The sequence below is a fragment of the Methylocella sp. CPCC 101449 genome (assembly GCF_031921685.1).
Taxonomy (GTDB): domain Bacteria; phylum Pseudomonadota; class Alphaproteobacteria; order Rhizobiales; family Beijerinckiaceae; genus Terripilifer.
Genome location: NZ_JAPDHU010000002.1, coordinates 997,096 through 1,021,243, shown reverse-complemented (window position 1 = coordinate 1,021,243; position 24,148 = coordinate 997,096). Strand labels below are relative to the sequence as shown.

Annotated in this window: 25 protein-coding genes; 15 read left to right on the top strand and 10 right to left on the bottom strand. The window is 60.9% G+C overall.

Annotated features, from left to right (window positions below; genetic code table 11):
- Nucleotides 1-39: 39 nt before the first annotated feature.
- A complete protein-coding gene (locus OIM99_RS15665) occupies nucleotides 40-1,008 on the top strand; it encodes an aldo/keto reductase (RefSeq protein WP_311851359.1) in 969 nt (322 codons plus the stop codon).
- Here OIM99_RS15665 and OIM99_RS15660 read toward each other — a convergent pair.
- Both OIM99_RS15660 and OIM99_RS15655 read right to left on the bottom strand, forming a co-directional pair.
- Nucleotides 1,005-2,189, bottom strand: a complete 1,185-nt coding sequence (locus OIM99_RS15660) for an MFS transporter (protein ID WP_311851358.1) — start codon at nucleotides 2,187-2,189, stop codon at nucleotides 1,005-1,007. The genes OIM99_RS15665 and OIM99_RS15660 overlap by 4 nt on opposite strands.
- A gap of 6 nt (nucleotides 2,190-2,195) precedes the next feature.
- Nucleotides 2,196-2,756: an N-acetyltransferase family protein gene (locus tag OIM99_RS15655; RefSeq protein ID WP_311851357.1), complete on the bottom strand. Its 561-nt coding sequence runs from the start codon at nucleotides 2,754-2,756 to the stop codon at nucleotides 2,196-2,198.
- 123 nt (nucleotides 2,757-2,879) lie between these two features.
- On the opposite strand from OIM99_RS15655, the gene OIM99_RS15650 reads away from it, so the two are divergent.
- Nucleotides 2,880-3,800 (top strand): LysR family transcriptional regulator, encoded by a 921-nt coding sequence (locus tag OIM99_RS15650; protein ID WP_311851356.1) that lies wholly within the window; start codon nucleotides 2,880-2,882, stop codon nucleotides 3,798-3,800.
- Here OIM99_RS15650 and OIM99_RS15645 read toward each other — a convergent pair.
- Nucleotides 3,764-4,957, bottom strand: a complete 1,194-nt coding sequence (locus OIM99_RS15645; RefSeq protein ID WP_311851355.1) for an MFS transporter — start codon at nucleotides 4,955-4,957, stop codon at nucleotides 3,764-3,766. The two genes, OIM99_RS15650 and OIM99_RS15645, sit on opposite strands and share 37 nt — an antisense overlap.
- Before the next feature lie 101 nt (nucleotides 4,958-5,058).
- Here OIM99_RS15645 and OIM99_RS15640 point away from each other — a divergent pair, with 101 nt between their 5' ends.
- A complete protein-coding gene (locus OIM99_RS15640) occupies nucleotides 5,059-5,973 on the top strand; it encodes a LysR family transcriptional regulator (protein WP_311851354.1) in 915 nt (304 codons plus the stop codon).
- 51 nt (nucleotides 5,974-6,024) lie between these two features.
- Here OIM99_RS15640 and OIM99_RS15635 read toward each other — a convergent pair whose 3' ends face one another.
- From OIM99_RS15635 to OIM99_RS15620, 4 genes are all read right to left on the bottom strand, one after another.
- Nucleotides 6,025-6,501, bottom strand: a complete 477-nt coding sequence (locus OIM99_RS15635; RefSeq protein WP_311851353.1) for a hypothetical protein — start codon at nucleotides 6,499-6,501, stop codon at nucleotides 6,025-6,027.
- Between the two features lie 193 nt (nucleotides 6,502-6,694).
- A complete protein-coding gene (locus OIM99_RS15630) occupies nucleotides 6,695-7,663 on the bottom strand; it encodes a tripartite tricarboxylate transporter substrate binding protein (RefSeq protein WP_311851352.1) in 969 nt (322 codons plus the stop codon).
- Nucleotides 7,664-7,872: 209 nt separating this feature from the next.
- Nucleotides 7,873-8,742: a methyltransferase domain-containing protein gene (locus OIM99_RS15625; protein WP_311851350.1), complete on the bottom strand. Its 870-nt coding sequence runs from the start codon at nucleotides 8,740-8,742 to the stop codon at nucleotides 7,873-7,875.
- A gap of 204 nt (nucleotides 8,743-8,946) precedes the next feature.
- Entirely contained in the window at nucleotides 8,947-9,117 is a 171-nt protein-coding gene (locus tag OIM99_RS15620) for a hypothetical protein (protein WP_311851349.1), read from the bottom strand.
- Between the two features lie 141 nt (nucleotides 9,118-9,258).
- Between OIM99_RS15620 and OIM99_RS15615 the strand changes: the two genes are divergently transcribed.
- From OIM99_RS15615 to OIM99_RS15605, 3 genes are all read left to right on the top strand, one after another.
- Nucleotides 9,259-10,101, top strand: a complete 843-nt coding sequence (locus tag OIM99_RS15615) for a pirin family protein (RefSeq protein WP_311851348.1) — start codon at nucleotides 9,259-9,261, stop codon at nucleotides 10,099-10,101.
- 139 nt (nucleotides 10,102-10,240) lie between these two features.
- Nucleotides 10,241-10,915: a L,D-transpeptidase gene (locus tag OIM99_RS15610; RefSeq protein ID WP_311851347.1), complete on the top strand. Its 675-nt coding sequence runs from the start codon at nucleotides 10,241-10,243 to the stop codon at nucleotides 10,913-10,915.
- 89 nt (nucleotides 10,916-11,004) lie between these two features.
- Nucleotides 11,005-11,490: a type II toxin-antitoxin system RatA family toxin gene (locus OIM99_RS15605; protein ID WP_311851346.1), complete on the top strand. Its 486-nt coding sequence runs from the start codon at nucleotides 11,005-11,007 to the stop codon at nucleotides 11,488-11,490.
- On the opposite strand, the gene OIM99_RS15600 is transcribed toward OIM99_RS15605, so the two are convergent.
- A complete protein-coding gene (locus OIM99_RS15600; RefSeq protein ID WP_311851345.1) occupies nucleotides 11,487-12,503 on the bottom strand; it encodes a helix-turn-helix transcriptional regulator in 1,017 nt (338 codons plus the stop codon). The genes OIM99_RS15605 and OIM99_RS15600 overlap by 4 nt on opposite strands.
- 167 nt (nucleotides 12,504-12,670) lie before the next feature.
- Here OIM99_RS15600 and OIM99_RS15595 point away from each other — a divergent pair, with 167 nt between their 5' ends.
- The 8 genes from OIM99_RS15595 (at nucleotide 12,671) to OIM99_RS15560 (ending at nucleotide 21,045) form a co-directional block, all read left to right on the top strand.
- The gene (locus tag OIM99_RS15595) at nucleotides 12,671-13,705 is read left to right on the top strand and encodes a DUF1254 domain-containing protein (protein WP_311851344.1); all 1,035 of its coding nucleotides are present in this window, start codon (nucleotides 12,671-12,673) and stop codon (nucleotides 13,703-13,705) included.
- A gap of 90 nt (nucleotides 13,706-13,795) precedes the next feature.
- Complete coding sequence (locus OIM99_RS15590) at nucleotides 13,796-14,596, top strand: hypothetical protein (RefSeq protein ID WP_311851343.1); 801 nt, start codon at nucleotides 13,796-13,798, stop codon at nucleotides 14,594-14,596.
- Nucleotides 14,597-14,679: 83 nt separating this feature from the next.
- Nucleotides 14,680-15,471 carry a phosphatase PAP2 family protein gene (locus tag OIM99_RS15585; protein WP_311851342.1) on the top strand — a complete coding sequence of 264 codons (792 nt, stop codon included), beginning with the start codon at nucleotides 14,680-14,682 and terminating at the stop codon, nucleotides 15,469-15,471.
- A gap of 261 nt (nucleotides 15,472-15,732) precedes the next feature.
- On the top strand, nucleotides 15,733-16,623 hold the full coding sequence (locus tag OIM99_RS15580) for a LysR substrate-binding domain-containing protein (protein ID WP_311851341.1): 891 nt from the start codon (nucleotides 15,733-15,735) through the stop codon (nucleotides 16,621-16,623).
- A 104-nt stretch (nucleotides 16,624-16,727) separates the two neighbouring features.
- Nucleotides 16,728-17,882 (top strand): mandelate racemase/muconate lactonizing enzyme family protein, encoded by a 1,155-nt coding sequence (locus OIM99_RS15575; RefSeq protein WP_311851339.1) that lies wholly within the window; start codon nucleotides 16,728-16,730, stop codon nucleotides 17,880-17,882.
- Nucleotides 17,879-18,889 (top strand): tripartite tricarboxylate transporter substrate binding protein, encoded by a 1,011-nt coding sequence (locus tag OIM99_RS15570; RefSeq protein ID WP_311851338.1) that lies wholly within the window; start codon nucleotides 17,879-17,881, stop codon nucleotides 18,887-18,889. Before OIM99_RS15575 ends, OIM99_RS15570 begins: the two co-directional genes overlap by 4 nt.
- Before the next feature lie 173 nt (nucleotides 18,890-19,062).
- Nucleotides 19,063-20,043: a tripartite tricarboxylate transporter substrate binding protein gene (locus OIM99_RS15565; protein WP_311851337.1), complete on the top strand. Its 981-nt coding sequence runs from the start codon at nucleotides 19,063-19,065 to the stop codon at nucleotides 20,041-20,043.
- 21 nt (nucleotides 20,044-20,064) lie between these two features.
- Nucleotides 20,065-21,045, top strand: coding sequence for a tripartite tricarboxylate transporter substrate binding protein (locus tag OIM99_RS15560; RefSeq protein WP_311851336.1), 981 nt, complete (start codon nucleotides 20,065-20,067; stop codon nucleotides 21,043-21,045).
- 3 nt (nucleotides 21,046-21,048) lie between these two features.
- Here the strand turns inward: OIM99_RS15560 and OIM99_RS15555 are convergent, their stop codons facing one another.
- Entirely contained in the window at nucleotides 21,049-22,212 is a 1,164-nt protein-coding gene (locus OIM99_RS15555) for a mandelate racemase/muconate lactonizing enzyme family protein (RefSeq protein ID WP_311851335.1), read from the bottom strand.
- 158 nt (nucleotides 22,213-22,370) lie between these two features.
- Between OIM99_RS15555 and OIM99_RS15550 the strand changes: the two genes are divergently transcribed.
- Entirely contained in the window at nucleotides 22,371-23,297 is a 927-nt protein-coding gene (locus tag OIM99_RS15550) for a LysR family transcriptional regulator (protein WP_409371520.1), read from the top strand.
- Here the strand turns inward: OIM99_RS15550 and OIM99_RS15545 are convergent.
- A complete protein-coding gene (locus OIM99_RS15545; RefSeq protein WP_311851334.1) occupies nucleotides 23,294-24,127 on the bottom strand; it encodes an IclR family transcriptional regulator C-terminal domain-containing protein in 834 nt (277 codons plus the stop codon). The two genes, OIM99_RS15550 and OIM99_RS15545, sit on opposite strands and share 4 nt — an antisense overlap.
- Between the last annotated feature and the right edge of the window lie 21 nt (nucleotides 24,128-24,148).

The following is a 24,148-nucleotide window of genomic DNA, read 5'->3' as shown; positions in this document are numbered from 1 at the left end:
CAAGTGCCATCGAGCACGTCGAGGGAGAGGAAGAAGACCATGGAGTTTCGGACGGTTGGCCGATCGGGCCTGCGTGTTTCAACGCTGGGCGTCGGCTGCAACAATTTCGGCGGCCGTCTCGATGAGGAGGCTTCGCGCAAGGTCATTCATGCGGCGCTCGATGCGGGCGTCAATTTCTTCGATACGGCCGATGTCTATCCGATGAATCGTTCGGGCGCCTCTGAGGAGATTCTGGGTCGTGCGCTCGGGGCGCGCCGGGCCGATACGGTCATTGCCACGAAATTCGGTCTGCCTCTCGATCGCAGCAGCCATCATTCCAATGGCTCGCGCCGTTATATGATCTCGGCCGTCGAAGCGAGCTTGAAACGCCTCGGCACCGAGTGGATCGATCTCTATCAATTGCATTTCCCCGACCATGTGACGCCGATCGAGGAAACCCTGCGCGGGCTCGACGATCTCGTTCGCCAAGGCAAGGTGCGCTACATCGGTATGTCCAACATGCCGACCTGGCAGCTTGTCGATGCCCTGCATGCCTCCGACAAGCTCAATGCCGAACGCTTCATTTCGAGCCAGAACCAATACAGCCTGCTGGCGCGTGACGTTGAGGCGGAGCTGCTGCCGGCGCTCGAACATCATGGACTTGGCTTGTTGCCGTTCTTCCCGCTCGCCAGCGGTTTCCTCTCCGGCAAATATCGCCGCAACCTGCCGTTGCCAGAAGGCCGTTTGACCAAGAGCGAAATGCTCGCCGATATTTTTCTGCGCGACCGCAACTATGAAATCGTCGAGCGGCTCGATGAATTCTGCACGGCGCGCGGCATCACCATGCTGCAATTGGCTTTCCGTTGGCTGCTGTCGCGCCGCGCGGTGCCGAGCGTCATCGCGGGCGCTTCAACGCCGGAGCAGGTGCTGCAGAATGCCGATGCGGTCAATGGGCAGTTGAGCCAAGACGACGTGGCCGAAATCGAACGGCTCGCCGGCAATGCGCCAAGTCTTTTCTGGGTGCATTAGACGGGCCGTCTCGACCGACACAAGGTGAGCAGGAGCACACCTGCCAGCAAGGCGATGGCGGCGGCGGCTTGCGACAGATAGAGCGCGCCGCTGTTGCCGAAACGTTCGATGACGAAGGCATAGACGACCGGTGCGGCAGCCGAGAAGATGAAGCTTGGGGCGATCAGGCGGCCAACCAGCGTGCCGTAGCTGCGCGGATCGAACAGCACGAGAGGCATGGTGCCGCGTGTGATGGTGAGGAGCCCGTTGCCGGCGCCATAGAGAGACGCGAAGACGATGGCGGCGGTAAGAGATGTGCCGGAAAATAATCCGGCGGCGAAAGCGATCGGCAGCACCAGCGTTGCCAGCAGATTGAGTTTGAGTGGATCGATCCGACCACCGAACAAGACTTCGCAGAAGCGCGACAGGGATTGGCCGACGCCGCGCAGAGCGGAGACCCAGACGGCGGTCGCGGCGGTCAGCCCCACGCCCGTGAGGACGCCGACCATATGCGCCGACATGCCGGCATTAAGAAAATTGGCCATGCTTGCAATGACGGCGTAGAGCGCGCCAAGAATCATGACATCGCGCGGGTTTTTCGCCAGCGGCGGTGCGAGCGAAACAGTCTTGATGACGTCGGTCGGCTTGGCACTGGCGGTTGGGATCGTCAGATAGAGCGGGATGGTCAGCAAAGCGAAGCCTGCATAGGCGACGACTGCGCCACGCCAGCCGAACTGTTCGGCAAGCGCGTGGCCGACCGGCCAGAGCACAGTGGAGGCGAGACCGCCGAGCAGGGTGATCTGTGAAATCGGCCGCCGCGCTTCAGCGCCGCCGATCCGTGCCAGAGCCGCGAAAGCCGCATCATAGAGCGTCAGCCGCATGGCGATGCCGAGGCAGATCCAGGCGGCGTAATAGCTGATTAGCCCGCCACTCAGCGCCAGCCCGATGCAGCCGATGGCATTTAGGAGAGCGCCGACGATCATCACTGGCCGGCCGCCATTGCGATCGATGAGCCGGCCGATCAGCGGCGAGGTCAGGCCCATCACCAAGAGCGCGGCGGCGAAGCCGCCATAGACGATCTCGCTGCTCCAGCCGAAATCGGCGGCGATCAGACCGCCGAAGACGCCGATGAGATAATAGGAGATGCCCCAGGCGACGAGTTGAGAGATCGCCAGGCAGAGGACCGTCTTGCGCGCGATCATCGCCGCCTATTCCGGCTTGGTGCGGTCGCCTTCACCGAGCGCACGCTGCATCAGCACCGTATCGACCCATTGGCCGAGCTTGAAGCCGACCGAGACGGATGTACCCGTATGCTCAAAACCGAACCGGCGATGCAGAGCGATGGAGCCGACATTGCCGCTATTGCCGATGACCGCCAGCATCTGCCGCCAGGGGCCGCGCTCGCAGCGGGCGATAAGTTCGCCGAGCAGCGCCGTGCCGATGCCGCGTCCGTCGAGGCCGTGGGCGATATAGATCGAATCCTCGACCGCATAGCGGTAGGCGGGGCGGGGCCGGTAGGTAGCGCCATAGCAATAGCCGACCACTTGGCCGTCGCGTTCGGCGACAAGATAGGGCAGGCCCGAATCCAGGACGGCGGCGCGGCGGGCCAGCATCTCCGCGACGGTCGGCGGCACTTCCTCGAACGTGGCGAGGCCATGCAGGACATGGTGGGCGTAAATCGCTTGTACTGCGCTCATGTCCGCTTCCTGGGCATCGCGGACGAGCGGGCGGGTTTTGGGGGTATTTTCAGTCAAGTCGTCGTTTTCCATGGCCTATCGATCTCAAACATACGATTCCGCTCGCTGGCGGAACTCTTTAGCGCGGGATCATGACCGATGGCGAAGCATAAAAGAAGCTTTGGATGATTATACGGATCATGAGAAAATCTTTGGATGAAGACCCTCAATCTCACGACGCTTTCGACCTTTGTCACGGTGATCGAACAGGGCAGTTTTTCGGCTGCGGCCGAGCGGCTCGGGCTCAGTCAGCCGGCGGTGAGCCTGCAAATCCGGCAGTTGGAACAGCGATTGGGAACAGCGCTGGTCGAGCGCGTCGGGCGCAAGGCGCGGCCGACGGCGGCGGGCGCCGAACTGCTGGCACATGCCGGCCAGATCGAGGTCGCCGTTTCCTCGGCCGTTGAGGCGGTGGCGCGTCATGCCAGCGGCAGTTTGGGGCGGGTGCGCCTCGGCACCGGTGCCACGGCCTGCATCTTTCTGCTGCCGCCGCTGCTCGGCGCGCTGCGGCAGAAACATCCGGGGCTCGAGATCACCGTCGCCACCGGCAATACGGCTGAGATCGTTAAAGCGGTCGAGGACAATCTGCTCGACATTGCTTTGGTGACCCTGCCGGCGTCCGGCCGCATGCTGGAGATCACGCCGGTGATGGACGATGCGTTCGTCGCCATCGCGCCGCGCGGCACGGCTTTGCCGGAGAAAGTGACGGCGGTGGCGATGGCGACCTTGCCACTGCTGTTGTTCGAGCCCGGCGGTAATACGCGGCTGATCGTCGATCGCTGGTTCGCCAAAAGTGGCGTGACATTAAATCCGGTGATGTCGCTTGGCAGCGTCGAAGCCATCAAGGCGATGGTTGGCGCAGGCCTTGGCTGCGCCATTCTGCCTGAGATGGCGGTGCCCAAGGAAAAGCGGTCGGATCTGGTGATCCGACCGCTTTCGCCGCGTCTTCATCGACAATTGGCGGTAGTGGTTCGTCGCGACAAGCGCCTCAATCGGGGCCTCAAGGCGGCGCTTGATGCGCTGCTTGCGATCATGTCGCCTTCTCATTCACCGGGGCAAACGACCGCAGCTTCGCGATAGGTCTTGCGGCGTTCCAGCCGCAAGGAGAAAAGCGCGACGGCGAGCGCCAGCAGCGGCACGAAACCCGCGACCAAAGTCACTGAGCCAAGGCCCGGACCGCGATCGATGACAAAGCCGCCGAGCCACGCGCCGATGGCATTGCCGAGATTGAAGGCGGCGATGTTGAAGCCCGAGGCCAGGCTCTGGCCTGCGCCTTCGGCCTTTTCCAGCACCCAGGTTTGCAGCGGCGGCACGGTGGCGAAACCGGCGGCGCCGAGCAGGCCGATGGCGATCACCGTCAGCACCTGATTGTGCAGGGTGAAGCTCATGGCGATCAGCACGACCGACAAGGCGAGCAGGCTGCCGAGCAGTGCCGGCACCAGACGCTTGTCAGCCAAGCGGCCGCCCAGCAGATTGCCGACGATCAGGCCGCCGCCGAAGACCAAAAGGATCGGCGACACCGCCGCATCGGAAAAGCCGGTGATGCGGGTGAGGATCGGCGCGATATAGGTGAATGCCGCAAAGACGCCGATCCACGACAGCACGGTGGTCAACAGGCCGAGTAGAACCGGCACGCGGCCGAGCACAGCAAGCAGATTTTCCGAACCTTCTTCTTCGCCAGCCGGCTTCTTCTCATCCTGCGGCACGAAGAGCGCGATCACCGCCCAGGCGATGACGCCGACGAGGGAGACGGCCCAGAAGGTCGAGCGCCAGCCGAAATGCTGGCCGAGCCAGGTGCCGAAGGGCACGCCCAGAATATTGGCGACGGTCAGGCCGGTGAACATGATGGCGATGGCCGAGGCCTTGCGATCTTGCGGGACGAGACCGGTGGCGACGACCGAGCCGATGCCGAAGAAGGAGGCGTGGGCGAAGGCGGTGAGAACACGTGCCGCCATCAGGCTCCAATAGCCGGGCGCCAGGGCACAGGCGATGTTGCCAATGGTGAAGACCACCATCAGAGCCATGAGCAGGGACTTGTGGGTCATCCGGCCGGTGATGGCGCCGAGGATCGGCGCGCCGATCACGACGCCGAGCGCATAGCCGGAGATGAGAAGGCCGGCGGCGGAAATCGAGACATGGAGGTCGGCGCTGACGTCGAGCAGCAGGCCCATGATGACGAATTCGGTGACGCCGATGCCAAAGGCACCGGCGGTGAGGGCATAAAGAGCGACAGGCATGATTTTTCCCGAATCTGAAGCGGGTTGAGCTTCACAAATAGGGGCAGGGTGCCTGTGAACCAGTCTTGATTTCGGCACAGTTTTTGTGAATTGAATTCACAATGGCCCGATCCGATATCAACCGCTCCGGCGAAATCGAAGTTTTTGTCCGTGTCGTCGAGGCGGAAAGCTTTTCGGCGGCGGCGCGCAGCCTGCGCATGACACCCTCGGCGGTGAGCAAGCTGATCGCCCGGCTGGAAGACCGGCTCGGCGCCCGCCTGATCCGCCGCTCGACCCGCAAATTGCAGGTGACGCCGGAGGGGTCGGCTTTCTACGAAAGCGGCCTGCGCATCCTCGCCGACATTTCAGCGGCCGAGCGCGAGGCCTCGCTTGGCGCCACGCCGCGCGGCCGACTGCGCATCAATTGCCTGGTGCCGTTCGGCCAGCATCACCTTATTCCGCTGATCCCGCGCTTCCTTGACGCCAATCCCGAGATCATCGTCGAGCTGACGCTCACTGACAAAGTGGTCGACCTGATGGAGGAGCGCGCCGATCTCGCCATCCGCGCCGGCCAGCTCACCTCGCCGGGCCTCATCGCCCGTCGCCTGGGCCAGAGCCGTATGGTGATGGTGGCGTCGCCCGCCTATGTGGAAGCGCATGGCATTCCGAAGACGCCGGCCGATCTCGCCAAACATCATCTGCTCGGCTTCTGCTTCCGCCGCACCAGCGAAGGCTGGCCGTTCCGCGACGGCAAGGGCAAGATCGTCAATGTCGTGCCGGAAGGATCGCTGGTCAGCGACGGCGAACAGATGCGGCTGATGCTTTTGGCTGGCGCCGGCATCGGCCGCCTGTCGTGCTGGCACTCCGCGCCCGATATCGCAGCCGGCAGGCTCGTGCCTCTACTGGAAGATTTTAACCCCGGCGATGAGGAGGCGGTGCATGCCGTCTATGTTGGCCAAGGCAAACACCTGCCGGCGCGCGTGCGGGCGTTTCTGGATTTTCTGGTGGCGAATGTGAAGATGTCTCAGAGGTGGTAGGTGATGCGTGTGAAGTTATTTTGCGTGAATATCGGATGATTTCTGATGACGTCAGGTTTTGGATTTTATGCCTTTGCGAAACCACGCATCGAAGAGGACGCGAGGATTCGGTAGACCGGCAAATTGTTGACCTTGGAGAATGATTGCCTGTAGCAACTCGTCGCTCGCCTCTCCAAGAGCCTTCATCGCGCTGTGAAAGGCGTCATAGTCTTTCCCCGACCGCGGATGGACTAGCAAGTTCATCCTCGTTCGTTCCTCGTCTAGTTTTTGGAGAGCTGGCAGGATCTCAGGAAAATAAAATTTCGTCAGCATCTGAAGCGTAGGGTGAGATGTATTAGGTGCCGATTTTAATTCGGCAATATCTTTTACGACTTGATCATAGGTTCGTTCACCTTTCATGTATGGGTAGTAATAAAGATAGATAGAATAAATATCTTTTATGTATCGATCTGCTGCGAGATATAATTCTTCAGCCTTTTTCTGCCTGAAAGCGAAGTGCTCCTTGTTCAGGGAAAGGATATAACTCACTAGAGCTGCAACTACACCGCTCGAAAGTATTGTGGCTATTGTGGGAAGCATTATGTCCTATCGATGTAAGGCGTCGATCGATTGCTTGAATTAAATCAAAGGAAATCAAACACGCAAGGTAGGACAAGCGGGTCGGAAGCATCCACAACAACTCTCTACATAGATGGCTTGTAGTCGCAGCTACTGCCGCAGATCACTGAATCTCGATCTTCCCAATCCGCACCGCTTCCTTCCACGCGCCGAGTGCCCGTTCGAAGCTCGCCTTGTAATCCGCCGTATTCAGCGGAAGTGGCGTGGCACCCTGATCGCCGAGAAACTTCTGCGTGTCGGGCATGTTGGTGATGTCCAGAGTCCAGCGCTCAAGCTGGCGCAGGATATCGGGCGGCGTGCCGGTGGGCGCCCAGACGCCCCAGACGGCGACGATGTCGCCGGTCTTCGCGCCGGTGGTTTCCTTCAACGTTGGCACATCGGGCAGGGTGGGCGACCGTTCGTTTGAGGAAATGGCGAGCATTTTGATGCGGCCCTGCCGTGCCTGGCCGGTGGCGTAGACGACATCGGCGAAGGCGAAGTCGATCTGCCGGCCGGTCACGTCCTGCACCGCATTGGCGGTCGCTTTGTAGCCGACATAGGTGGCCTCGGCGCCGATGGCGTTGAGATACAGCGCCGATGAGGCCACGCCGCTGCCGGTCGCCGCGCCATAGGTGGCGCGGGCGCCTTTCGCCTTGATGAAGGCGGTGAGGTCGGCGACCGTGTTGATGCCGGCATCGGGCGCAACGACCATGACGAAGGGCGTTTCGGCGAAACCGACGATGGGCACGATGTCCTTTTCGACGTCGATCGGCATTTTGCGGAACAAAGCGGCATTGCCGGCCGTGCCGACGGTGGCGGAGAACAGCAGCGTCAGTCCGTCCGGCTTGGCGTGTCCGGCGGCGTCAAGCGACAGATTGCCCGAGGCGCCGACCCGGTTCTCGACCAGAAACGTGCCGCCGGAAAGCTGGCCGAGCTTCTCCGCATACCAGCGCGCCATGATGTCGGCGCCACCGCCGGCCGCGAAGCCGAGCATTATGCGCACCGGCCGATCGGGATAGGCGGCGGCCGCGGGCGCGGCCGAGGCAAGGAGGACAGCGGTGGACAGGCAGGCGGCTGCGATGCGGGCGAACATGGCGTTTCCTCCGGAGCGTCTGGCCGTCTAGCGCGGCCATGACGTGAGAATGACACTGGGGCGGGCAGGGACGCAAGCGCGTGCTATCTGGTCTCGAATGACGGCATTTCTTCGAGGAAACGGATGGGAGGTTGGACGGGCCTGAAGCTCTTTAGTTCGCGCCAATGGCTGGGCTTTGTTAGCCCCTCAGATTTTCGTCGCCCTCGACATCATGTCCGTGCTCGGTCCAGGCCCAAAAATCCCCGCAATCTGTCGACCGCGCGAGGTTTCTCAATGATCAGAAGAAACGACGTGCTGGCGTAGCCGCCGATGTCGAGCTTTAAGTGTCGCACGCCTGGCTGCATGTAGGGTTCGGTGTCACAGGCCAGATCGAAGGGATGGTTCCCAGTATCGAAATCGAGGCGGGACAGCCGCAAGCCACGCGCCTTTAGAGCTTGCGCCAGTTCAACGAAGTCTTTGCGTCGATAGATGACGCTTGGTCCCGTCGTTAATGTGTCGGTGTCGGAGTTGACGTTCATTTCGGTTGTGTGGACCGCAATACCCCCCGAACGCAGATAGCGTGTCGAGTTGAGAACGAAATCGATGCCGTGTTGTAGCGATCCCAAATGTTCGAAGGCGCAAGAACTCCATAGAAAATCGAATTGACCGGAAATTCCTTTCAGCGTTCGCATATCGGCCGGTTGGAAAACGACACGTGCGTCGAACGCGTCCTGTGCAACCAGGGGCGGGTAGAACAAGGCGTTTTTCGAAGCTGCATGCTGGTTCGTGTCGAGCCAGCCGCTGACAGAAGCTTCTGCCGCCAAATCCGTTGCCAGCACGTCACATCCACGACTGGCAAAATAAGATGTTAGCGGCTCGGTGCCGACCGCAAAACCAAGGCCGCGCATGCCAGGCCTTAGTTTACCGCGCTCCTCCAATGCCTGAGCGATGACGCACCATTCCCAAAACTTGCGATTAATGAATTCAACTTGCGCGGCGGAATGGTCATGGAAGATTTCGCGAATCTTCAGTTTGTCTTCCTGGTCGCGATACCAAGCTTGAGCGAAATCCCCATATTTACACGCCATGGAATTGAGCACGTTACCTCCTTATTTGTCGGTCCAGCCATAACAAGGGCGCAGCATGAAGTCGCTCTTATTCTAACGGACTCCCCATTTCGAGTGCGTGAGCGAAAATTTTCCAACCGTGCCAGGGGCTCAGCCTGGTTTTTAAAAAGGTCAACCGCCGGGTAGCGCAGTCCGATCCGACGGATGCCGGGCACTGGTCGATCCACGATGAATATTTTACGCCCGTTCGACGGCGATGACGAAATCGTGGAGTTCCTCGGGAATGGCCTTTCGGGCTTCGTCGATCGCTTCGGAGATGAGGCGCAAGAGATCGGCATCCTGATTCACCACGCCCACGGTGGAGGCCAGGGTATCGCCGTCCATCATCACCGTTACTTTCGTGGGCATCCGAACTCTCCCTGACAAAATGAAACAATAGTCACGCGCCTTGCGGTTTCTATGAGAAGCCGAAGATACAGGTGACATTAAGGACGTAATCGGCGAATGCGACAGATCTGACGATGATTGGATCATTTGGCGGGAGGAAACATGGAGATTGCCATCGATCGCGTCGAGCGTGCGCCCGTTCATGGCGGTAACGGGCAGGTCGATGCCAAGCGCGTGCTGATTTCGACGGCGGATTTCGCTTCCATCTCGCCGTTTCTGCGCTTCTCGGAAGATTGGTTCCAGGCGCCTGGCGGTTTCGACACCCATCCGCATCGCGGCATGCAGACGGTTACGCTGGTGCTTGAAGGAGCCTTGCATCACCGTGACCATACGGGCGGGGAGGGCGTGCTCCAGGCCGGCGACGTGCAATGGATGACGGCCGGGCGCGGTGTCCTGCACAGCGAGAAGCCCTGGGGAGCGAATCCGGTCCACACACTCCAGCTCTGGCTCAACCTGCCGTCCCGTCTCAAGATGTTGCCCGCGCGCTACACTGACCAACCTTTTAGTGGTGTGCCTGTGCATCGTGAGCCTGGTGTCGAGGTCAAGGTTTTCGCCGGTCGGGCCGGCGAGGCGGAGCATCAGCATGGCAGCGACTGGCCGCTGATCTTCCTCGATATCCAGCTCGATCGTGGGGCGATCTATCGTGCTGAAGTGCCGGCTTCCTGGCGCGGGTTCCTTTATGTCGTCGACGGCGAGGGCTTGGCAGGACGCAATGAAATCAAGGTCATGGCGCCGGATATGGTCTGGTTCGAACCCTCGTCCGACGCGCCCGAGGCGGTCGCTAACATGACCATAACAGCGTCGAGTTCCCTCCGATTACTGCTGTTCGCCGGCCCACCGATCGACGAGCCGGTGGTCGCGTATGGCCCATTTGTGATGACCACAGCCGAGGAAATTCAGCGCGCTTTTGATGACTTTCGGCATAATCGTCTGACAGACGGTTGATTTGACTGCGAACCGGCGCTTGCGCATATAGGCGCAGTTGTTGCGTTGCGTGATTGAGTGGGCCGGGGGACCAACTTTGCACTGCGCGGTGAGGCAGGCGCTTCCGCCGGTTCATTTGATATTGAGTGAGGCTATTGAAATGCGGATTGATAGACGGGCTTTTGTGATTGGCGCGCCGCTGGCGGTTGCCGGCTGTGCCTCTCAGAGAGAGATGATCGTCGCTCAACCTGGTCCGACCATCGATCCACATTATCGTGCCATGTACGACGACATGCCGGACGAAAAGCATCCGGTGGATGCGGTGGATCTGACGCAGATCGACGAACGTTTCCTGCGCCGCGAAGTCAATTTTCCGACGCCAGAGCCTGCCGGAACGGTGATCGTCGATCCGAACGCGCGCTACGCCTATCTGGTGCTCGGCGGTGGCAAGGCCATTCGCTACGGCGTCGGCGTCGGCAAGACAGAGGCTTTCAATTTCAACGGCGTTGCCACGATCGGCCGCAAGGCCGAATGGCCGCACTGGACGCCGACCGCCAAAATGGTCGCTCGCGAGCCGGAACGCTATGGTCCGGTGGCCGCCGGCATGCAGGGTGGCGAGGACAATCCGCTCGGCGCCCGCGCGCTCTATCTCTATCGCAACGGCAGCGACACCTTCTATCGCCTCCATGGCACCACGGAGCCCTACAGCATTGGCACCATGGTTTCATCGGGTTGCATCCGTTTCCTCAACCAGGACATCATCGATCTCTACAACCGCGTTCCTGTTGGTTCGCGCGTGATCGTCCGCCCGGCCCGGGCCACTGCCGCGGCGTGATGGCGCCGGCATGATTCGGCCATCCGTGGTATAGGCTGGCGTCGCCTCATCGCGCGACGCCAGATTGTGAGTCGGCACGTCGGTAAGCCATGCCTCAATTCCAGACCACGCGGCGCGTTCGCCATTCCGCTGCCGATATGTTCGCCCTTGTCGCCGATGTGGAGAAATATCCGCTGTTCGTGCCCATGTGCACGGGGCTGCGCATCAGGCGCCGGCAGACCGACGCCAAGGGCAACGACGTGCTCGTCGCGGAAATGTCGGTCGGTTACAAGGCGATCCGCGAATCCTTCACCAGCAAGGTGACGCTCGACCGGCCGGGCCAGCGGGTTCTGGTCGAATATATCGACGGGCCGTTCAGCCGCCTGGAAAACGTCTGGACTTTTCGCGATGTGGGCGCCGACGGCAGCACGTCCGACGTCGATTTCTCCATCGACTATGAATTTCGCAGCCGCATGCTCGGCATCGTGATGGGCGGTCTGTTCGACACGGCTTTTCGCCGCTTCGCTGAAGCCTTCGAGCGGCGCGCCGACCTTGTCTATGGTGTCGCCTCGCGCCGTTCCGCGCCCGCTACCTAAAATCCCCCGGATTTTCGCAGCCGTGACTGCTCGCGAAACCGGCTTGGTGTAACGCCAGAAATGCGGCGGAAGGCACGACTGAAGTGCGCTGGATCCGTATAGCCGGCAGAGAAGGCAACCTCGATAATCTTGCAATCCGTGTCACGCAAAAGCTTGCTCGCACTTTCGTATCTGACGGTATCGAGGACATCTGAATATGTGAGACCCACATGCGCGAGCTTGCGTTGGAAAGTTCGAGCGCTGACACCCGCCATCTCCGCGACGTCCGCAAGACCTGGAATTCCTGCGTCCAGATAGGACGGCAACATCAGTTTAAGGAGTTCGACGATGCCATAGCCAGAAGCGCCATCGTCGTCATCGGGCGGCGGAGGGCTTAATTCGGTCGAACGGTTGGAGAGGGCGAGGAGGGAGATCGGCAGACTGATCCAGGCGGAGTGCTGGTCTGACAGGAACCGCACATTGGGCCACGCATACTGTGTCGTCAGACTCGGTCGGTAACGACCTTCAAAAGCAATCGCCGTCGGCATCCAGTGGAGCCCCGCGAATTGCCGAACGATGTATATTGAGAAGATGTTCTGAATCCATTGCGCATGTTCCAGGTGCAGGACCCCGTGCGTCCTGGCGAGCCTGCTGCAAATCCGCACGTGGTCATAATCGTATTCGATCCACATGCTTAGGATCGTATCTTCCCGCGATGCCCAGTGGCAGGCATGTCGCAATGCAACAAGCAGGGTCGGGGAGTGAGCGATGAGAAGCCGCGTCTTTTCTCGCATATGGGCGTAATGCAACCGCTGGCTGGCGAGAAAGCCGAAATCTTCAATACCCTGGGTCCTCTGCGTGGTTTCCACGAAATGGAGGGCCGGCAGGAGAGGAATGTAAAGATTGCTCTTGTCCTGGAGAGCCGAGGGGAGCCGGCACTTTTCCAGAAGCGCCTCCGTCGGCGCACCGATATCGTCAAGAATTCCGACGAAAGGCAGAAGAAACTGGGCGCGCGTCAAAGGAATGCTGGCCATTGGATCCCGCCGCGATCATGTGCTGACGCTTTCTACCCGGAAGTTTCAAGGATTCGCTACCGGCAAGCCGTGCTTGGCGCGAAATGGCAAGACGGACGCTCTGCCTATGCACGAAATGATCCAGACAAAGTTCGTCTCACGGCGTCCTTGAATGAAGAGGTCGGTTTATGTTCCGCTTGGTTGGGATCAGTCTCGCATTTGCTTCCGTTGCTCTGGCCGGGGGAGCATTTGCCCAGGCGCCGAGCGGTAAAACGCGGGTCACCGTTGATAATTTCGTCCGCGCCGAGACTGACAATTACTTTGCGGCGAATGCAAAGACGGTAGGCGGACTGGGTAAGTTTCAGCACTCCCGGGAGCCAACGGCGATCGATAAGCAAACGGTCATCCGTATGAACCGAGATACGCTTTACTCGTTTGCCGTGTTTGATCTTGCCGCCAGCCCGGTCACGCTCACGATGCCGGACACCGGCAAGCGCTATATGTCGATGATGGTCGTCGACCAGGACCACTATCTACCGGTCGTCGCCTACGGGACCAAGCCGGTAACATTGACGCAGAAATCGGCTGGCACCAGGTATGTCTTCGTAGCTGTCCGGACGTTGGTTAATCCGAACGATCCGAAGGATATCGAGGAGGTCCACAGGCTTCAGGATGCCATCAAGGTCAGCCAGAAGGAGACAGGGAAGCTCGAGCTTCCAAACTGGGACGAAGGCAGTCTCACGGATATCCGCAATGCGCTGCTCGCATTGGCAAAACATCAGACGTCTTTTCGTGGCGCTTTTGGTGCGCGTGGTCAAGTCGATCCGATCCAGCACCTCATGGGCACGGCCTCCGGATGGGGCGGAATTCCGGAGAAGGACGCTACCTACCTGAGCTTCACGCCCGCGAAGAACGACGGCCGTACAGTTCACACCCTCACCCTGCCGACGAATGTGCCGGTGAAGGCGTTCTGGTCGGTCAGCGTCTACAACGCAAAGGGCTTCTTCGAGAAAAACGCCTACGACGCCTATTCGATCAACAACCTGACCGCGAAGAAGAATGCGGACGGCTCGGTGACACTCCAATTCGGCGGTTGTGACGGCAAAATTCCGAACTGCTTGCCGATCGTCGAGGGCTGGAATTACACCGCGCGGCTTTATCGCCCTGAGCAATCCATTGTCAGCGGCAAGTGGAAGTTTCCCGAGGCCAATCCCGCAAACTGAACCTCAAGCGATTGTTCTAGGGAGAAGCCAGTTGCGTTCCGTCTCGCTCGAAAGCGGAGCGGAACATGCTGGCGGCTGTGGGACCGCAGTGTGATTCAAGGAGAAACAGTGCGCTATTTCGCAATCGGATTGATGGCGGCAGCATTGCACACGCCCGCTTGGGCATCCGATCTCCCACGGCCCGGCTCGCCGCGCGCGCCTGTCGTCATATCAGGCCCCAGCTTTTCCATCACGAGTTATATCTGGGCGACTGCCATCGACGGGAAGAGCGCGACCTTTCCGCCGCTTCCCGCCGCCGACATCAGCTTGCGCTTTCGCGACGTGCTCAAGGAGCTCAACGGCGCGATAATGGGCTCCGCCGAGATGCGGGTCGACCGGTGGAGCTTTCTGGTGGACGGTCAGTTCTCGCAGGTGACGTCTGGCGGTAGTCTGCCCGGCCCCTTCTTTTCTTCTTTGAAGGTGCGCTCGCAAAGCACGACCATCCACGGTTCCGCCTTTTATCGCGTTTACGAGAATGCAGTCATTTCCTTGGATGCGGGTAGCGGCGTTCGGTTCTGGAATCTGAACAACAGGCTCCAGATTCTGCCCGGGCTCGCAAATCTTCGCATCGATCATCGCGTATCCCAGACCTGGGTCGATCCCATCGTCGGTGCCCGACTTGGCATCAAGCTCAGCGGCCCATGGAGCTTGACGCTGGCGGGCGATGCCGGCGGCTTCGGCGTTGGTTCGCGCCTGACCTGGCAGGCTTTGGGCAGCGTCAACTACGCCTGGAACGACCATTTGACATTAAAGGCTGGCTACCGGGCGCTTCATGTCGACTTTCGTCGTCGCGGTTTCTCTTACGACGTCACTCAGCACGGCCCGGCCGTTGCTGCGACGTATCGGTTCTGACCAGGCCATTTATGGCTTCAGCGATGTTGAAAGGAATGGGGATGTCTATGATTACGAATGCAGCTCGGACCGCAGGTGTTTCCGTGTTTGCGCTGCTCGCGATCTGTGGACAGGTCTTCGCGCAATCGGGTGGGGCCCAGCCGAATGTGACCGATCCGCATTTCAAGATCGCGCCGGGCTATCTGAAGCAATCCGATCTTCCAAACAGCTTACTCCTGTTGGGCGCTCCGCCCGAGGCAGGCTCTGCCGCGCTGGCCCGGGACGAGGAGGCACGCACAACGACGATCCCGCTGCGCGGCACCGCCCGCTGGAAGCTCGCCACCACCGATGCCGATCTTGCCTTTCCGCAGGCGGCCGATAATTTCTCGTGCGCGATGGGTATCAATATCGACGAAAAGCAGACCCCTCGGCTCTATGCGATGATGCAGAAAATGCTATCGGATTTCGGCCTGTCGACCTATGGCGTGAAGAACAAGTACAATCGCGTTCGCCCTTTCGTCGTTCACAACGAAGCGACATGCAGGGCGGATCAGGAGGCGATCCTGCGGGGAGACGGTTCCTATCCGTCCGGCCATACGGCCGCGGGCTGGGGATGGGCTCTTGTCTTCGCCCAGATCAATCCGGCGCGCGCGAATGAACTGTTCCAGCGCGGTATCGCTTTCGGCCAGAGCCGTGTGATCTGCGATGCTCATTGGCAAAGCGATGTCGACGCGGGGCGCATCATGGGCGCGGCGACCGTTTCGCGGTTGCAGACCAATGCGGCTTTCCTGGCTGATCTCAAAGCGGCGAAGGCGGAAGTGAAGGCGGCGCTGGCGAAGCGATCCGGTCCAGCACCCCATTGCGCGGCCGAGGCGGCTGCTTTGTCCGAGCCATAGGGCCAATCTGGTCGGGTGCCGGCCGATGGGTATCGGGAAATTGGATATCTCCGGATCGGCAGAAAAGTCATCGCATTTTGTTGAAATGCGATGACAAGAAACCTTATTATCGAAACGAAAATAACGGCGCCCACCTAAACCTATTGTCTTGCCTCTTCCCGCTAGAATCGGCAGCTTAAGCTCCAGCAATCCTACGCCGACTTAGCGCTGGATGGGGGAGGGAATGCGATGCTCTGCGATGGCGACGGAAGGCCGTGCTGAATGGCGGTCGATCTGAAATCGCTGCGTCTGTTCGTTGCCGTGGCCGATCTGGGCAGTATCAGCGAGGGCGCCAAGCGCTGCCATCTGGCGCTCGCCGCGGCCAGCAAACGTATTGCCGATCTGGAGGAACGCACTCGCCTGCCGTTGTTCGTGCGTCACGCGCGTGGTGTCGTGCTGACACCAGCGGGGCATGCGCTGCTGGTGCATGCGCGCACCGTGCTCTCGGCCATGGATAAGCTCGGCGCCGAGCTCGACGATTTTCAGCGTGGCGTCGCCGGCGTCGTGCGGGTCAGCGCCAATGCCTCGGCCATCGCCCAGTTCCTGCCCGTGCCGATCGGTTCGTTTTTACGTACGCATCCGATGCTGCGCGTCGATTTGCAGGAGCGATCGAGCGCCGAGGTGGTGAAAGCCGTGCAGGGCGGTCTGGCCGACATCGGCGTGTTCGAAGCCAGCACGCCGGCGCCGGACCTCGACTGCCTTCCCTTCGCGCGCGACGAACTCTCCGTGGTGGTCGCGGCAGGCCATCCGCTGGCGCGCCGGCGTCGTGTCGGCTTGGCGGAGGTTCTGGACTGCGAACATGTGATCGTGCGCGAAGGAACGGCCGTTCATCGCGCGTTGCAGGCCGCCGCGCAGGAGGCGCAACGCCCGCTGCAGGTGCGTATGCAGGTCGGCAGTTTCGACATGGTTTGCCGGATGGTCGAGGAAGGGGTGGGGATCGGCGTAGTGCCGCGCGCTGTCGTTCTGCAAGAGTCCGCATCGGCCAAGCTGCGCTGTCTCACGCTCGATGCGCCTTGGGCTTCGCGCCAACACGTGCTGGGTGTGCGATGGCTCAACGGACTGTCGGTCGCCGCGAGCGCTCTGCTGCAACACCTGCGCGCGGCGATAACGTGAGGCGTTGAGCCTTCGTCTCCCGCGAAACCTGGGGCCTGTCAGAAACGAATTGTTCCCCGCCGGACGGCGCACCACACTCGCGGCGTCTGGAGAGGGGAAACGCTTTGAAGATTGTTCGTGTCGGCGCCACGCCGCTCAACGTGCCTGTCGTCATCGATTTGCTTGGCTTACACAAGGAAACCTCGCTTTCGCTGTGCCTGACCGAGATCGAGACCGACACCGGTCTCATTGGTCACGGCATGACCGCTATCACCGAGGAAGAGGTCATCGCCACGGCCGTGCGTGAAGTCGCCGGTCCGGCCCTGATTGGCGAGGATCCGCTGGCCTCCGAGCGGCTGTGGAACAAGCTTTATTGGCTGCTCTCACCGCGCGGCCAGACGGGCTATGCGAGCCATGCGATCGCAGCGCTCGATATCGCGCTGTGGGACCTCAAGGCCAAAGCGCTTGGCCTGCCGCTATGGCGCCTGCTGGGTGGGGCGCGCTCGCGCGTGCCGGTCTACGCCACATTCGGCTTTGGCTTCTTCGATCGCGACCAGCTTGCCGAGGCGGCGAAGCTGTTTGTGTCGCAAGGTTTTCGGCGTCTGAAGATGACGGTCGGAGATCATGCGCTGGCGCGGCGTGACGAGCCACGGCCGATCGATAAGGTCATCGCCGAGGACGAGCGTCGCGTTGCCGCCGTGCGCGAAGCCGTGGGCGCGGACGTCAATCTCTATGTTGATGCCAATTGCGGCCTCGATCTGTTCCACGCGACCGAACTCGCGCAGCGGATCGAACCCTATGGGATCACCTTCTTTGAGGAGCCGCTGACGCAAAACGACGTGCGCCAGATGGCCGAACTGCGTCGCCGCACGCGCATCCCGCTGGCCTGTGGCCAGAATGAAGGTCTGGCTTTCCGCTTTCGCGATCTGCTCGTGCAGCAGGCGGCGGACGTTCTGCAACCCAATGTCGCTATTACGGGCGGCTATTCGCAATGTCTGAAGATCGCCGGCATGGCCCAGGCGTTCAATGTGCCGATCGACAATGGCGGCGCCTGGCCTTTCCATAACATGCATCTGCATGCCGGCGTCGCGAATGGCGGTCTCGTCGAATACCACTATGTCGCCGTTGCGCTGCTGCGCCAGATCTACGACGGCCTGCCGGAGCCCGAGGACGGCTGGCTGACCTTGCCCGAAAGACCGGGCCTTGGCTTCGAACCGAATGTCGACCGTGTGAAGGACATCGCGCGTCGGCCATTATCGCGCGGAAAGGGCAAAGCATGAAAACCTCTGCTTCAATCCTGAACGTGATGCACCGCCGCGCGTTGCTTGCTTTTGCATTCGCTGCAGGTGCCACTCTGGCTGTGCCAGCGATCGGCCAGACTCAAAGCGATTATCCGAACCGTCCGCTGCGCTTGCTGGTCGGCTATTCGGCCGGCGGGGGCGTGGACCTGGCGGCGCGGCTGCTGGCCGCCCGACTCTCCACGGTGCTGGGGCAGCAGATCGTGGTCGAGAACCGGGTGGGTGCTTCAGGCCAGATCGCGGCAGATGCCGTGGCCAAGGCACCGCCCGATGGCTACACGTTGATGATGGGCGAAAGCGCCATGTTGATCGCCAAAATATTGCAACCCAAGACGGCGCTTGATCCGCTGACGAGTTTCAGTCCCGTGGCGGGTGTCTTCGTCTCGCCGCTGGTGATCATCGCCGGCAACACCTTTCCGGCCAAGACGCCGGCTGAACTCGTGCAGCACCTGAAGGCCAACCCGGGCCGTTACTCCTATGCGTCTTCGGGCGTGGGCACGGTGCAGCATCTCGGCTTCGAAGTTCTCAAGGCGGCGACGGGCGCCGTCGTCGTGCATGTGCCCTATCGTGGCGCAGCGCAGATCGTCACCGACGTAGCCAGTGGGCAAGTGCCGCTGGGTGTCGTCAGCGTGACGTCCGCGGTTGCCCAGGCCAACGCGGGTGAGTTGCGCGCGCTCGCACTCATGAATCCGGGGCGCGTCGAAGGGGCGGAAAGCGTCGCGCCTCTCGCGGATGCCTTGCCGGGCTTCAATGTGGCGCCGCGTCTGTTTGTGCTCGCGCCTCCTGGTACACCGGCTGACGTGGTGGGCAAACTCACTGCCGCGATCAAGACAGTGCTGGATCAGCCGGAAATGGCGACGGCCGCGACGGCCCAAGGCACGGCAACCGCGTATCTGGCCTCCGACGCACTCGGCAAAGAAATGGTCGCGGAGACTGCGCGCTGGCGCCGCATCGTCGCGGAACAGCGCATTGCGGTGGAGGGCAATTAACAAGGTCGATGCGACCGCTTTGGCCTGATCGCGCCAGAATATAAGACAGGGTCCCTTATCCTCGCGACGAAATAATCGTGCGGGTCGCGATTGCTATCTTGCCTACGCGTCCAAGAAGCGGCAGCTTAAGCGCAATGGCGCCGACAGCAGCGCCGACGCGGGGGAGGAAGATGATGGTCCGCACGGGAGGGGCCGTATTTGGCTTGTTGATGGCCTTTATTGTGTTGTGCGTGCAGTTCCCGGAACAGGCGTTCGCACAACAGAATTATCCTTCTCGACCCATCCATATTCTGCTCGGCTTTGCCGCCGGCAGCGGCGCTGACATCGGCGCGCGTTTCGTCTCGTCTGAATTGCAGAAGCGCGCGGGGCAGCCGGTCATCATCGAGAACAGGCCGGGAGCCGGCAGCAATATCGCCATCGGCCTTGCCGCGAAGGCCAAGCCAGATGGCTATACGTTGTTGCTGGCGGCGAGTTCCGCCATGGCGGGCAGCCGTTTTCTCTATGGCGACCTCAAGATCGACACGGAAAAAGAGTTTGCGCCCATAGCCGTTCTCTTCGACGCCGCCTTCGTCATCACCGTCGCGCCGGATTCGCCGTTGCAGAGCGTTTCGGCATTGACCGAGCGGCTCAAGAGCAAGACACGCAACCGCCACGGCTACACCAATCAGACGGGTCAACTGGCGGCCGCTTATTATCTCGCGCAGGTTGGCGCGAGCGCCGAGCCGGTATCCTATCGCACTGCCGCGGATGCGGTGGCCGATGTGGCGAGCGGCACGCTGGAGTTCATGGTGCTGGACGGCGGTTTCGCCGCCGGTGTGGTGCGCAACAACAAGATCAAGGCTCTGGCGGTGACGACGGCGGAGCGTTCGGTGAGCCTGCCGCAAGTCCCGACCATGGCGGAGGCGGGCGTGAAGGATTTTGTCTTCGCGCCATTCTGGGCGGTCTATGCGCCGCGCGGTACGCCCGACGACATCGTCAAGAAACTGCAAGGCTGGTTGCGGGAGATCTACACGTCCGACGCGGCACGTCAGCATCATGCGATCACCGGCAGCAATGTGCGTTTTCAGGACGACACGGTTTTGAGTCAGCGTTTGCGTACGGAGATTGAAGATTGGGCCAAGGCGGTCAAAGCCGCCGGGATCGAGCCGCAATAAGCGGCCAAGTGGGAGGACAATATGGATCGACGGCATGTTCTAGGACTGCTCGGCGCAGCGCCGATCGCTTACGCAACGACCGGCTTTGAGGGAGTTCGTGCCGAAAGCGATTATCCGACACAACCGATCAAGGCCTTGGTCGGCTTCGCGGCTGGCAGCGGTGCCGATATCCTGGCACGCTTCTACAGCAAGAAGCTGTCTGATTTGTGTGGGCGCCCCGTACTGATCGAGAACAGGCCTGGGGCAACGAGCAATATCGCGCTCTCGCTGGCCGCCAATGCCAAGCCCGACGGTTATACGATCGTCTATTCGGCGAATTCGAACATGGCGGGCAATCCGTTCATGTTCAAGGATCTCTCCTTCGACGTGGAAAAGGATTTTGTACCCCTGGCCCTGCTGTCGCAGACGACTTTCTTTCTGGTGGTGGCGCCAAACTCACCATTCAATACGGTCGAACAACTGACCAAACATCTGCTCGGCCAGCAGGACAAGAACAAATACGGCTATACGAACCAAACGGCACATATCGGCACCGAATATTATATGTCGCTGACAGGCATCAAAGCCGTTCCGGTGGCCTATCGTACCGCCGTGGATGCGATGGGCGATCTCGCCAACGGCGGTATCGATTTCATGATCATCGACGGCACGTTTGGGTCGGGGCAGGTGAAGGCCGGAAAATTGAAGCCGCTGGCGGTCACGGCGGTGACACGCCATCCAACCTTTCCGAATGTTCCCACCATGGCGGAAGCCGGGGTGAAGGATTTTGAATTCACTTCATGGTGGGCAGCCTGGGCGCCGAAAGATACGCCGCGCGAGATCGTCGATAAGCTCGAAGGCTGGTTCGGCAAGATCATGGCGCAGGATGAGACGCGGGCGTTTCTCGAACCCAATGCCGGCACGCCGCTGAAGGGCGGGTCCAGGGAGGCGCGCGAGAAGCAGCGCGTTGAAATCCAGAAATGGAAACGCGCTACTGAGGCTGCCGGCATCAAGCCGCTTTGATCGTCACTCTGCCAGCTCGCGCATGACCTTGATCAGATCGGATTTGCCTTCGAAACCGATGCCCGGCAAATCCGGCATCGTGATGTGGCCGTCTTCGACCTTCACGCCGTCGGGGAAACCGCCATAGGGCTGGAACAGGTCGGGATAGCTTTCATTGCCGCCGAGGCCGAGGCCGGCGGCGATGTTGAGCGACATCTGATGACCGCCATGGGGAATGCAGCGCGATGGCGACCAGCCGAGCTGGCGCAGCACGTCGAGCGTCCGCAGATATTCGACCAAGCCATAGGAGAGGGCGCAATCGAATTGCAGATAGTCGCGATCGGCGCGCATGCCGCCATAGCGGAGCAGGTTGCGCGCATCCTGATGGGAGAATAGGTTTTCGCCGGTCGCCATCGGTGCGTCGTAAAATTCCGAGATGGCGGCTTGCAGCGCATAGTCGAGCGGATCGCCGATCTCTTCGTACCAGAACAGTGGATAGTCGCGCAGCATCTTGGCATAGGCGATGCCGGTCTCCAGATCGAAACGGCCGTTGGCATCGACGGCGAGCTGCGCTTGCGAACCAATCTCTTTCAAGACCGCTTCGATCCGTGCCCGATCCTCGTTAATAGACGCGCCGCCGATCTTCATTTTGACGACGGTGTAGCCGCGATCGACATAGCTACGCATTTCGGCCTGAAGGGCGCTGTTGTCCTTGCCCGGATAGTAGTAACCGCCGGCGGCATAGACGAAGACTTTGGGATTGGCGTCTTTACCCTTCATGTCGGCGAGCAGCCGGAACAGCGGTTTGCCTTCGATCTTGGCGACCGCGTCCCAGACCGCCATGTCGAGCGTGCCGACGGCGACGGAGCGTTCGCCGTGGCCGCCCGGCTTTTCATTGGTCATTAGGGTCGCCCAGATCTTGAACGGATCGAGATTGGTCCCGGCATCGTTCAACAGGCTTTCGGGCGCGGCTTGCAGGATGCGATCCCTGAAGCGTTCGCGGATGAGGCCGCCCTGGCCATAGCGGCCGTTGGAGTTGAAGCCATAACCGACGACACGGCGACCATCGCGGACGACGTCGGTGACCACCGCCACCAAGCTCGCGGTCATTTTACTGAAGTCGATATAGGCATTGCGAATGGGCGAGGCGATCGGCTTCGTCACTTCGCACACATCAACGATGCGCATTCTCATCTCCCGTTTGCCTGATTTGGCGATGAGCCAGCTTTGGGGGAAGTGGGCCGCCAAGTCCAATGCCGGTCCGGGCTATTTTAGTGCCGTTTTGGCATAGGTGATTATTCTATATGGCTGTATAATAGCCTAGAAGCTCACTTCGGTCCTGCTCAATGAACACTACCAGCCTGGACAGTACCTGGCTCGCCGACCTCCAGGCCCTGGCGGAGACGCTGAACTTTTCGCGGGCGGCAGAGCGGCGGAACGTGACGCAACCGGCATTCGGCCGGCGCATCAAGGCGCTGGAAGCCTGGTGCGGGATGGACTTGGTCGATCGCACGACCCATCGGCTCAGTTTCACGCCTGCCGGTGCGATCATGCTGGAGGCGGCGAAGGACGTAACCCGTCGGCTGGAGCGGGCGAAAAGCGAGCTCGAACATCTGCGCGCCAGTACCGCCACTTTGACCTTCGCGGCGACCCACGCGCTTTCCTTCATCTTCTTTCCCGAGTGGGTGCGGCAGATCGGTAGCGATGCGCTGGCCATGCCGATGCGCTTGCTGTCCGACAATATGAAAGAGTGCGAGAGGCTGATGGTCGAGGGGCGGGCGCAGTTCCTGCTCTGCCATTACCATCCTGACAGCATGATCGGTCTCGATCCGTCCCATTTCCTGCATGTCGAGCTGGCGACCGATCAACTTGTTCCGGTTAGCGCTAGGAGCGATGCGAGGCTGCCGCTTTATCAACTGCCGGGTTCGCGCGACGCGCCGGTTCCGCATCTCGCCTTTGAAGAGACATCGGGCATGGGGCGCATCCTGGCGTCCAATCTGTTTCAGCACACTGATCTATTGCATCTGACAACGGGTTTTACTTCGCATCTCGCCATGGTGCTGAAGGCGCTGGCCGTCGACGGCAAAGGTGTGGCGTGGATTCCGCAAAGCCTGGCGCGTAACGAATTGGGCGAAACTGGCCGGCTGATCCTAGCTGGTGCCGATCAATGGTCTGTGCCGGTTAAGATCGCGCTCTTTCGGCCGCGCGCTCGTATGGCCGATGTGGCGGAAGCGTTTTGGGCGCAGGTGCAGAAAAGCCATCGTGGGCTTTAGCCGGCGGGTGGCGCCGCGTAGCCTAGTGCCTGGGATAGAAGTTCGGCGGCCGAGAGCAGTTGCGGCACGATCTTGTCGTCGATCTCGCTTTGATCGGTCAGCGTCGAGGCGGCCGAAACATTGATCGAGGCGACGACATTGCCGCTGACATCGCGCAGGGCCGCGGCGGCGCTGGCGACACCGGCCTGAAAACCGCCGATATGGACGACATAACCGCGCGCGCGATCTTGTCGTAGCTGCTCGAGCAGCGCTGGCAGATCCGAAATGGTTCGTGGGCCCGCCGCGTTGAGCGGCGTATCGCGATAAAGCGCGATGACCTCGTCTTCGCTCAGATGTGCGAGTAAGATGCGGCCCATGGTGGTGGCATAGGCTGGAAGGCGGCTACCGACATGCACGATGCTCGCAAGTCCTTGCCGGGTCGGCACACGCAACAGATAGACGACGTCCTTGCCCTCGAGCACGCCGAGATGGGCCGACCAGCCCGTGCGATCGCGCAGCACTTCGAGATGTGGCAGTGCCACCTGGACGAGATCGCGCGAGGCCAGATAGCCGTAGCCGAGCCGCAGCACCGAAGGGCCAAGTGTGTAGCTGCGCGTTTCGGGCTGATGGTTGAGAAAGCCGAGTTCGGTCAGGGTATAAGCGATGCGGAACACGGCCGAACGGGTGACGCCGACTGCATCGGCCAGTTCACGCTGGGTCAGGCGCGGCCGTTCCGGCGAAAAAGCCAGCAGAACGGCCAGGCCGCGCACCAGGCCTGGCACGATATAGCGGTCGGTTTGTTCGCTCAGCAGCCGGGTGAGATCGGCCGTATCATCGGGGTGTTTGCCCATAAAACGCTATATCGCATATAA